The organism is Phytoactinopolyspora mesophila, from assembly GCF_010122465.1.
GTDB classification, from domain to species: Bacteria; Actinomycetota; Actinomycetes; order Jiangellales; family Jiangellaceae; genus Phytoactinopolyspora; species Phytoactinopolyspora mesophila.
This window is the reverse complement of the sequence record NZ_WLZY01000007.1, coordinates 90,490-100,923: the sequence shown is the minus strand read 5'-3', so window position 1 is coordinate 100,923 and position 10,434 is coordinate 90,490. Positions and strand designations below refer to the sequence as shown.

Annotated in this window: 8 protein-coding genes; 5 read left to right on the top strand and 3 right to left on the bottom strand. The window is 67.5% G+C overall.

Annotated features, from left to right (window positions below):
• From F7O44_RS19435 to F7O44_RS19425, 3 genes are all read right to left on the bottom strand, one after another.
• Positions 1 to 4,315, bottom strand: a 4,315-nt coding sequence (locus F7O44_RS19435; protein ID WP_222851510.1) for an ATP-dependent helicase, incomplete at its 3' end; no start/stop codon positions are given.
• Positions 4,316 to 4,403: 88 nt separating this feature from the next.
• A complete protein-coding gene (locus F7O44_RS19430) occupies positions 4,404 to 4,766 on the bottom strand; it encodes a VOC family protein (protein ID WP_162451950.1) in 363 nt (120 codons plus the stop codon).
• A gap of 1 nt (position 4,767) precedes the next feature.
• Positions 4,768 to 5,325, bottom strand: a complete 558-nt coding sequence (locus F7O44_RS19425; protein ID WP_162451949.1) for a DUF4287 domain-containing protein — start codon at positions 5,323 to 5,325, stop codon at positions 4,768 to 4,770.
• Between the two features lie 125 nt (positions 5,326 to 5,450).
• Between F7O44_RS19425 and F7O44_RS19420 the strand changes: the two genes are divergently transcribed.
• The 5 genes from F7O44_RS19420 to F7O44_RS19400 all read left to right on the top strand — a co-directional run bounded on the left by F7O44_RS19420 (position 5,451) and on the right by F7O44_RS19400 (position 10,185).
• Entirely contained in the window at positions 5,451 to 6,146 is a 696-nt protein-coding gene (locus tag F7O44_RS19420; RefSeq protein WP_162451948.1) for a helix-turn-helix domain-containing protein, read from the top strand.
• A gap of 55 nt (positions 6,147 to 6,201) precedes the next feature.
• Complete coding sequence (locus F7O44_RS19415; RefSeq protein ID WP_162451947.1) at positions 6,202 to 6,396, top strand: DUF3046 domain-containing protein; 195 nt, start codon at positions 6,202 to 6,204, stop codon at positions 6,394 to 6,396.
• A 212-nt stretch (positions 6,397 to 6,608) separates the two neighbouring features.
• A complete protein-coding gene (locus F7O44_RS19410; protein WP_162451946.1) occupies positions 6,609 to 8,222 on the top strand; it encodes an amidohydrolase in 1,614 nt (537 codons plus the stop codon).
• A gap of 320 nt (positions 8,223 to 8,542) precedes the next feature.
• The gene (gene recA / locus F7O44_RS19405; protein WP_162451945.1) at positions 8,543 to 9,580 is read left to right on the top strand and encodes a recombinase RecA; all 1,038 of its coding nucleotides are present in this window, start codon (positions 8,543 to 8,545) and stop codon (positions 9,578 to 9,580) included.
• Between the two features lie 23 nt (positions 9,581 to 9,603).
• Entirely contained in the window at positions 9,604 to 10,185 is a 582-nt protein-coding gene (locus F7O44_RS19400) for a regulatory protein RecX (protein WP_162451944.1), read from the top strand.
• Positions 10,186 to 10,434: the final 249 nt, after the last annotated feature.

Genomic DNA, 10,434 nt, shown 5'->3' with positions numbered 1-10,434 from the left:
GTGGGTGTGGTTTTGGGCGGTGTGTTCTGCGGGTTGCGCCGCCCCCCCCGCCCCCGCCGCCGGTGTGCGAGGCGAACGTGCGGAGCCGGTCGACGGCGCCGACCGTCGCGAACTGCGCCGCGCCCAGCCCGGCGACGAAGTACCCGCGCCTGGCCCGCCCGGAGTCTTCGAAGGCGGCGAGCACTTTGTACGCGGCGGCGAATCCGCCGGGAACACGCTCGGCCACGACGGCGCCGCGAGTGACGACGCCGTGACGCTCCAGCAATGTCTCGGCGGTGGTATGCGCCCGGCGCGTCGGATCGAGGTCGCGTTCGGGAAGCAGTGACCACCGTCCGGCCGCCGACGGCGGCCCCGATCTGGCCGGCGGATGGGTTCTGGCACGGCGGGGCCGGGAGCGCGTCGGCGCCGGGCGCTGCCGGTGGCTGGCTCGGCGTCCGGCCAGCAGCGAGCGCAAGGGCGCGAGGGAGTCATTGGTGATCAACCCGGCCCACACCAGGTCCCACAGGGCCGAGGTGAGTTCCTGATCGGTGATCTTGGGCGGCGTAGCCAGGGAATCAGCGACCTCGGCGAGGGTCGCGGTGGCACCGCGGATCTTGTCCTGCGCGCTGACGGCTGCGGAGACGACGTCGCTGAGCTGTCGGAAGAAGAACGCCCCGCCGGCCTCCAGCGCACCGACCAGCTCCTGGTGCACGATACTGCCCGGGATCTCGTCCGGCTCAGGTAGCGTCAGATCGGCGGTATCGGCCAGGTGCAAAGAAACCCATCCGTCACCTCCCGGGATGACGCCACGGCCGGCCCAGAGGATTTCACCCGCGGTAGTGAGCTCGTCGAGCCACACTGGGTTGTATTCCGGCATTCGGGCGGTGAGGATCAGCCGCTCTAGAGCGCTGGCCGGCACCGGGACCCCGTCCAGCTGTTCCACCACGCGCAGCACGCCGTCGGGGCCGTGCAACGAACCGTTCACCGACTGCCAGGCCGGGAGGAACCGGGCGAGGGTGGGGGGATCGACGGGCTCGGCTTCCTGGCGTAACGACGCAAGAGAACGGCGGCGCAACAGGCGCAGTACCTCGGCGTCGCACCAGTCCACGCCGGATGTCCCCGGGCGCAAGTGTCCTTCGACGAGACGACCATCGGCCACCAGTTGCCGCAGTGCGCCCGCGACCACGGCTCGCCCCAGGCCCAACCGTTCGGCCACTGCCTCGGCCTGGAACGGGCCGTGTGTGCGGGCGTATCTGGCCACAAGATCACCGAGTGGGTCAGCTACCGTTTCGGTGAAATCGGGATGGATTCCCTCCGGCGGCGCGACACCGAGCGCGTCACGGAGACGGGCGACGTCTTCGACGGCGGCCCAGCGCTCGTCGCCCGCGACCCGGACCGCGGCGATCCGACGCTGGCCGGCCAGGCTCTCTAGATAAACCGGAGCCTCATCGGGCTCGGCACAGCGTTTCGCGACCTCCGGGGTGCTCAGTGGCCCGAGCAGCCGCAGAAGATCGGCCACAGCCTCGGAATCGCGGGCTTTGCGGTCGTCGACGAGACGCTGAAGCTCGGCCTCGGTGCGCTCGATGACCGACAGATCGAGCAGCTCGCGTAGTTCGGTGTGCCCCAATAGCTCGGACAAGAGCGCCGAATCGAGGGTCAGTGCCTGGGCACGGCGCTCGGCCAGTGGCGCGTCGTTCTCGTAGAGGAATGCCTCGACGTAGCCGAACAGCAGCGAGCGGGCGAACGGGGAAGGCTGCGGGGTCTCGACCTCGACGACGCGGATCCGGCCGGCGTCGATATCGCGCATCAGCTGGTTCAGCCCAGGTAGGTCATAGACGTCCTGCAGGCACTCGCGCATCGTCTCCAGCAACATGGGAAACGAGCCGTACTTGGAAGCAACGGACAGCAGCTGTGACGAGCGTTGCCGCTGCTGCCAGAGTGGCGAACGCCGTCCGGGCTGGCGCCGGGGCAGGAGCAGAGCCCGCGCCGCGCATTCGCGGAACCGCGAGGCGAACAGCGCCGACGCTCCGACCTCCGCGGTGACGAGATCGTCCACCTCGTCCGGGGCCAGGACGACCAGCTCGACGTCCGATCCGCGGCGCACGGCGGCGTTGCTGGCGCTGTCCCATGTGTCCGGGATGCGCAGTACCACGCCGTCGTCGGCGTAGACCGCCTGTACGTCGACGCCGTAGCGTTCCCGCAGGCGGGCCCCCAGCGCCAATGCCCACGGGGCATGCACCTGGGCCCCGTAGGGAGAGTGCACGACGAGGCGCCAGTCGCCCAGTTCGTCCCGGAATCGCTCGACGAGAATGGTCTGGTCATCCGGCACCTGACCGGTGGCGGCGCGTTGCTCGTGCACGTACTCGAGGAGGTTGTCCGTGGCCCATTCGTCCAGACCGGCATGGGTGGCGCGCTGCCGGGCGTCGGGCTCGTCAGCGGCCGCGATCTCCCGGACGAACGCTCCGACCGCCGCGCCCAGCTCGGCCGGCCGGCCGAGGGTGTCGCCTTTCCAGAACGGCAACCGGCCCGCATGTCCGGGGGCGGGGGAGACGATGACGCGGTCGTGAGTGATCTCCTCGATCCGCCAGCTGGTGGCGCCGAGAGAGAAGACGTCGCCGACGCGGGACTCGTAGACCATCTCCTCGTCCAGTTCGCCCACTCGCGAATTGGTGCGCCGGGTGTCGGCGCCGGCGAGATAGACGCCGAACAGCCCACGATCGGGAATGGTGCCGCCGCTGGTGACGGCGAGCCGCTGGCTACCGGGCCTGCCGTGCAGCGTGCCGTCGTCCCGGTTCCACACCAGCCGGGGACGTAGCTCGGCGAACTCGTCGGAGGGGTAGCGCCCGGCGAGCATGTCCAGCACCGCCTGGAAGGAGGACTCCGGTAGCTCGCGGAACGGGTAAGCCCGGCGGACGAGCTCCAGCAGTTGGTCGACGTGCCAATCATCCATAGCCACCATGGCGACGATCTGCTGGGCGAGCACGTCGAGCGGATTGCGGGGGACCACCAACTCTTCGATGAGACCCTGGCGCATCCGTTCGCACACCACGGCCGTCTGGATCAGATCACCCCGGTACTTGGGAAAGAGCACACCATGGGAGGTGGCGCCGACCTGATGCCCGGCCCGGCCGACCCGCTGGAGCCCGCTGGCCACGGAGGGCGGGGACTCGACCTGAACGACGAGGTCCACGGCGCCCATGTCGATGCCTAGTTCGAGACTGCTGGTAGCGACCACCGCGGGCAGCCGGCCGGACTTGAGGTCGTCCTCGATGAGTGCCCGCTGTTCCTTGCTGACCGAGCCGTGGTGAGCGCGGGCCAGCGTTCCGCCGGCGCCGCGCGCGGCGCCGGACTGAGCGATGACCTCGGCCGGCGAATGCCGTGGCTCGGGTGTCTCCTCGGCGATCTCGTTCAACCGGCTGGTCAGACGTTCGGCCAGGCGCCGGGAGTTGGCGAACACGAGGGTGGAATTGTGCTGGCCGATAAGACCCGCGACACGTTGCTCGACATGCGGCCAGATCGAGCCCTCGCTGGAGCCGTCGGCTGATGCCTGCGATCCGGCCTCGCCGGGTTTGGCCGGCCCGCGGTCCGTGGCGTCCAGCTCGGACAGCGTCGGCACGGGGACCACGACACGCAGATCCCATGCCTTCTCGCTGGCCGGAGCCACGACGTCGACCGGACGGGCGCCGCCGAGGAACCCGGCGACCTCGTCCACCGGGCGCACCGTGGCTGACAGGCCGATGCGCTGAGCGGGGGCGGGCAGTAGCGCGTCGAGCCGTTCCAAGGACAAGGCCAGGTGGGAACCGCGTTTGGTGCCGGCCACGGCGTGGACCTCGTCGACGATGACCGTGTGCACGCCTCGAAGGGATTCCCGGGCCTGGGACGTCAGCAGGAGAAACAAGGACTCGGGAGTGGTGATCAGGATGTCGGCCGGCCGCCGGGCGAAGCGTCGTCTTTCGTCGGCCGGGGTGTCTCCGGTACGGACCGTGGTGGTGACCTCGGGCGCCGGGAGTCCGAACTCAGCGGCTGACCGGCGGATCCCCTCCAGCGGTGCCCGCAGGTTGCGGTCCACATCGACGGTGAGTGCCTTGAGCGGGGACACATACAGCACGCGGCAGCGCTGGAGCGGATCGGCCGGCACGGGGCCGGAGACGAGCCGGTCCAGCGCCCAGAGGAAGGCGGCGAGCGTTTTACCCGAGCCGGTGGGCGCCACCACCAGGGAGCTGCGGCCGGCCGCGACTGCACGCCACGCATGCTCTTGCGCCGCCGTCGGCCGGCCGAACGAGTTCGTGAACCAGGCACGGGTGGCCGGGCCGAACATCTCGAGGACGTTCTCCATGCCACCTATCCTGCCGTGCCGCACCGACAGCCCAGAGCGATCTCGTCGAAGGCACCGGTGGGCGGCTGGTCGGCCTGGTCCACCAACCTCAGTCCTGTTGCACGATCCAGCCGTTGCCTTCGGTGTCGGTGAAGGTGAATGACGTGCCCCACGGCGCGCTGACCGGGTCGGTGACGTCGCTGGCCGCCGACTCGGCCACGGACTTGTGGACCCGGGTCACATCGTCGCTCTTCAGCACCATGCCGGCCAGCCCGCCCGGTGGCATGGCGGGAAACCAGGTCACCAGGGTGATGGCGGTCTCGGCGCCTTCAGGCGCGAGCTCGATCCACCGCGCTTCGCTGGTGTACGGCTCGTCGCGCACCTCGGCGAAGCCGAGGACGCCGGTGAAGAACTCCTTGGCCCGCTGCTGGTCGTGTACCGGCACCGAAATCACGCCGATCTTCTGAATCACATCAGTCTCCGTTCTCTTCGTTCTCATAGGACTGGCAGACGGCCTCCACACCGGCCTCTGCGTCGGCGACGAACCGGCCGCGGACCATCCGCTCAGAGCCACCGAGCGATCTGGCGTGCGGCACTGTCGGGAAATCGAAGCTGCTGCCGATCAGCCCGATGTACAGCCCTTCAGCGGTCGGCTTGAACGAGGCGAAGATCCGGTTGCGCTTCGAGTACAGCGGGACATATCCCTTGCAGGGATTGACCACCACTTCGTAGCGGGCGCTCACGTCGTCGACGACTCGGTTGTACAGGCGTTCTTGCTCGTCGAAGCCCTCGAACAGATCAGCCACGATCTGAGCGGGGTCGTCGTACAACGGCTCGCCATTCCATTTCTGAACCACCAGTTGCGCCTGGAAATGGCCGAGACCCTGCTGCCTGAGCCAGGTGGCCGCCGCCTTGGCGTCGCTGGGCTGCTCGGCGTCGAGCGACGCCAGCCAGTCCTCCAGCGGCTTTCCCGTCTTCACCTTGAGGTTGGCGGCGATCGCCTCGCCCATGGCTTTCGGTCCCAGCGCCATCGATTCCCCTATCGCCGATTTCGTACAGCTTGACGTTATGCGGCGGGTCATCGAGGTCGATAGAACGAAACCGACATGTTTTGAAGCTACGATGGCTTCGAGACGGATCGAAGGGGCGCGCAGCTGTGGGTGAGTTCCTGCACCGGATTCAGCACAGCCCCGCCGGGAGCCTTCTGCTCCTGCCCTCACCTTTCGTCACACTCCTCCGCGACGGCCCGCGCGTGCGGCTGTTCGGCCCGCACTCGCGGGTTTGGCATCTGCACGGTGTGCGACAGGGAGTGCTCGCACTGTGCACCCCCAATCTGATCAAGGTCCTGCTGGGACACCCTCGTCTTTTCGTGAACAAGGGCTTCTCCGCCGTCGAGATGCCGCTGCTGACGCCGTTCCAGGAGTTCGATCCGCGGCGCTGGCCGGAGCTGCTACGAGACGTGCGGGAATCGGTGCCGCTGCATTTCGACGAAGAGATATTCCTCGAGCGGTGGCAGGGCATAGTGGCCGGAGACGGGGCCGCCCGGGCGACGGTGAGCCAGCGCCAGGAAGAACGGATCTTCCGCCGCTATGCCGGGCAGCCTCCCACCCCGATCATCCAGCAGATACGCCTCTCCGCTCAGCTGGGCGCCGATATCGTGGCGCGCGAGCACACGCCGTTGGGCAAGTACGCCGACCAGTCTCATTACATCCGTGAGTCCCGCAAGTTCACCGGACGCACGCCGAGCTACTGGGTCAACACCTCGCCTGCGCACTATGGCTGGGACGGTTCGGCCCTGGGGCCACCCTCCGCCGGTGACGTAGAGATCACGCACGATCGCAGCCGTTACTAGTGCCCTGCGCGGGCCGGCGGTCCTCAGCGCCACGGAGATGGCACATACTGGGTGCGTGCGGTTGACGGACTTCTGGTTGCGGATGGAACACCACCTCGGGTCGGCGTACGCCGACTCCTGGGCGCGGGACTACGTGCTCGACACCCTGGGGGAGCGCACCGTTCACCAAGCCCTCGAAGCCGGTGAAGACACGAGGGTGGTCTGGCGCGCGGTATGTGAGGCGCTGAACCTCACTCCCGCCGAGCGTTAGTGTCCGCGGCACTACCGAGTAGCTGTGTGATGCGCAGGACGGTGAACGGATCACCGGCACCGTCGGCCGGGCGGCCCGCTGCGGAGTTCGTGCCGATCAGGACCCCGGCGTGGACTCCCGCCGATACTGTTCTCGACGTACTGAGCGGACCGCCTTTGCAGGCGTAGGACCGGGATCGACCTGCCGTCGGCAGGGGCCCGGAGAGGAGAAGTATGCAGCTCGACCTGCGGATCACCGGGTGCCAGGCGCTGACGATGGACCCGGAGCGGCCGACCGCATCGGTCATCGGCGTCTGGGCGGGCCGGATCGTCGGCCTGGACGAGGACGTAGCCGGGCTGCCGGCGGCGCGCACCATCGACCTCGGAGGCGCTACGGTGCTGCCGGGCTTCGTCGATGCCCATACCCACCTGACGTGGACCGGCGTCGCCAGTCAGCTCGTCGATCTTTCGGCATGCCGGAGCAAGGACGCGGTGCTCGAGGCGGTAGCCGGGGCGGCAGCGGCGACGCCGGACGGCCGGTGGGTGGATCTGGCGGGATACGACCAGCGGCCGCTGGGCGGACATCTCACGTGGCAGGACCTGGAGACGGTGGTTCCCGGCCGTAAGGTGTTCATCACCCACGTCTCCGGACACGCGTGCCTGGTCTCCCGTGCGGTTCTCGATCTCATTTCTGACGACGAGTACGCTGGCGCCGCGCCTGGTGTCGAGACAGCGGGTGACGGGCGGCCTACCGGCCTGTTCACCGAGGACGCCATGGCTTTGCCTCGCGCGGTGCGGCTGCCGCTCAGTGTCCAGGAGATCGTCGACGCGATCGAGACGGCGGGGCGGCAGTGTCTGGCGCAAGGCGTGACCACGTGTGCCGACGCAGGTATCGCCACCGGCCTGGCCGGCTTCTCACCGGTGGAGCTCGCTGCTTATCAGTACGCATTGGAGCAGGGCCGGCTTCCGGTCCGGGTGCAGGTGATGCCGCCGGCCACGATGCTGCGGGAGTCAGGGGCAGCGCCCGAGGACGGTATCGCCCGGTCGATCGACTTGGGGATGCGGACCGGACTGGGAAGTGCGCGCCTGGCGATCGGCGCGACCAAGCTCTGGCTCGACGGCGGCATGTCGGCCCGTACCGCCGCGGTGAGCGAGCCCTACGCGGGCGATGCCGGGCTCGGTCAGCTCACCTACTCCGACGCCGAACTGACGTCGCTGGTGAGCGATGCCCACCGGGCCGGCTGGCAACTGGCGCTGCACGCCATCGGCGACCGGGCCATCGACCAGGCGATCAACGCGGTGATGGCGGCGCAGACGGCCGATCCACGCCCGGATGCCCGGCACCGGATCGAGCACGCCGGGCTGGTCCGTCCGGACCAGCTGCAACGGATGGCCGCGGCCGGGCTGACCGCGGTCGTGCAGCCGACCTTCCTGCGCGTCTTCGGCGACGACTACCACCGGCTGGTGGGGGAGCGGCGTAGCAAGTGGCTCTACCGGGGGCGCTCGTTCCTCGACCACGGCATCGGCCTTGCGGGCAGTTCAGACCGTCCGGTCTCCGACGGCGCGCCGTTGCGGGCGATCCAGCAGATGGTGCAGCGCACTAGTTCAGGGGGTGTTCCGATCGGTGCGGACGAATCCGTCACCGTGGACGAAGCGCTCGCGGCCTACACCACGGGGAGTGCGTACGCGTGCCGGATGGAGGACCAGGTGGGCGTCCTCAAACCGGGGATGTGTGCAGATCTCGTCGTGCTGGGTGACGATCCGCGCCACGTCGAGGCCGCGTCGTTGGCCGACGTGCCGGTGGTCGCCACTTTCCTCGACGGCGAACTGGTCCACGGCTCCCCGTGAGGGCACCCCTTTGCGGTGATCGTCAGTGCGTTGTGGTCGCTGACGCGCAGCCTCAACCCACTCTTGATCACCTCAGAGCGACCACAACGCACTGACGATCACCTGGGGTGGGTGGGTGGGCGGGCGGGAGTGGCTGCGACGGCGTGTCGCTCGCGTTCGAACAGAGGTTCGGTATAGCGTGTGGAACATGTCGAGACAGCGAATGTTATCCACAGGGCCAGTTTTGATCTCGACCCTGTCAGTGGCACGGCGTAGTGTCTCGATCGATGGCTAAACGAACTCAGGGCCGCGGGGCGGCCCGTCAATCTCAGGTGGTATCCATGGCAGCTCCCGCAGATCGCGAGAAGGCCCTTGACACTGCGCTCGCGCAGATTGAGCGAGCGTATGGCAAGGGATCGGTGATGCGCTTGGGCGAGGAAGCCCGCGCACCCGTCGAGATCATCCCCACGGGGGCGATCTCGTTGGACGTGGCACTCGGCATCGGTGGGTTGCCCCGTGGCCGGGTGGTGGAGATGTACGGCCCGGAGAGCAGCGGTAAGACCACCGTCGCTCTGCACGCGGTGGCTAATGCTCAGAAGGCCGGCGGGGTAGCCGGCTTCATCGACGCCGAGCACGCGCTGGACCCGGAGTATGCCAAGGCGCTGGGCGTTGATACCGATGCGCTGCTGGTGTCCCAGCCTGACACCGGTGAGCAGGCGCTGGAGATCGCGGACACGCTGATTCGCTCGGGTGCTCTGGACATCATCGTCGTCGACTCAGTGGCCGCACTGGTGCCACGGGCGGAGATCGAGGGTGAGATGGGGGACAGTCATGTGGGGTTGCAAGCGCGGCTGATGAGCCAGGCGCTACGTAAACTTGCCGGTGCTCTGAGCCAGTCCAAGACCACCGCCATTTTCATCAACCAGCTCCGTGAGAAGGTCGGCGTCTTCTTCGGGTCGCCCGAGACCACATCGGGTGGAAAGGCGCTGAAGTTCTACGCTTCTGTCCGTCTCGACATCCGCCGGATCGAGACGTTGAAGGACGGCACTGACGCGGTGGGAAACCGTACTCGTGTCAAGGTCGTCAAGAACAAGGTGGCGCCGCCGTTCAAGCAGGCCGAGTTCGACATCCTCTACGGCGAGGGGATCAGCCGCGAGGGTGGTTTGATCGACCTCGGGGTTGAGCAGAGTATCGTCCGGAAATCCGGTGCTTGGTACACCTACGAAGGTGACCAACTGGGACAAGGTAAAGAGAATGCTCGTAATTTCCTGAAAGAGAATCCGGACCTCGCCGACGAGATCGAGAAGAAGATCAAGGAGAAGCTCGGCGTAGGCCCAAAGATTGACACGGCGGTAGAAGAAGCGCCGGTTGATTTCTGAAATCTTTGTGGTGGCAGCGTTCGATGAGTAACGGCGAACACGGGTTCTCAGACACTGCTGAGAACCCGGAAAGCCAGTTGGACGAAGGGTCTGAGCTCGCTGACCCGGAGAGCGTGGCTCGGTCTGTCGCGCTGCGCCGCTTGGCAGCAGCGCCGCAGACACGTGCCCAGCTTGATCAGGCGATGAAGAAAAAGGGCGTGCCCGAAGATGTGCGAGACCGGGTGTTGGATCGATTCAGCGAGGTCAAGCTGGTCGACGACGCCGCGTTTGCCGCCGCATGGGTAGAGTCCCGCCATACCGGGCGCGGGCTGGCCAGGCGAGCCTTGAGTCACGAGCTGCGTCAGCGGGGGGTATCGCCGGGGGTGGTGGAGCAAGCCGTCGAGGCAGTGCCTGCCGAGCAGGAAGAGCAAATGGCCAGAGATCTTGTCGTCAAACGATTGGCCGGCACCCGGAGGCTCGATCCCGCGGCTCGCAGTAGGAGGTTGATCAGCATGTTGGGGCGGAAGGGTTACCCGGCGGGTCTGGCCTATCGCGTGGTGCGCGAAATGCTCGAATCCGAGGGCGTGGACGAGTCCAGCATGCCGCCGGAACCACTTGAAGAATGATCTTTCGCGACGTTCATTACTGTGCGAGGATGTTCCCGCGCAGGCCGGTCTTGTTCCGCTGGAACGTATGAGGACGCCCGCGGCCATGTCGCCTGCAGGGCGCAGTAAGGTTACCCTGCCTTGACCTTGTGTTCGCCCTTACGTAGCCTCGATGCTAAAGGTGGAAAGTACTCCGCACCGCGGATCGACATAGCAGCACGACATCGGGGCACCTAAACGCCGGACCTCCGTCTCACCAGGCGGCGCGAA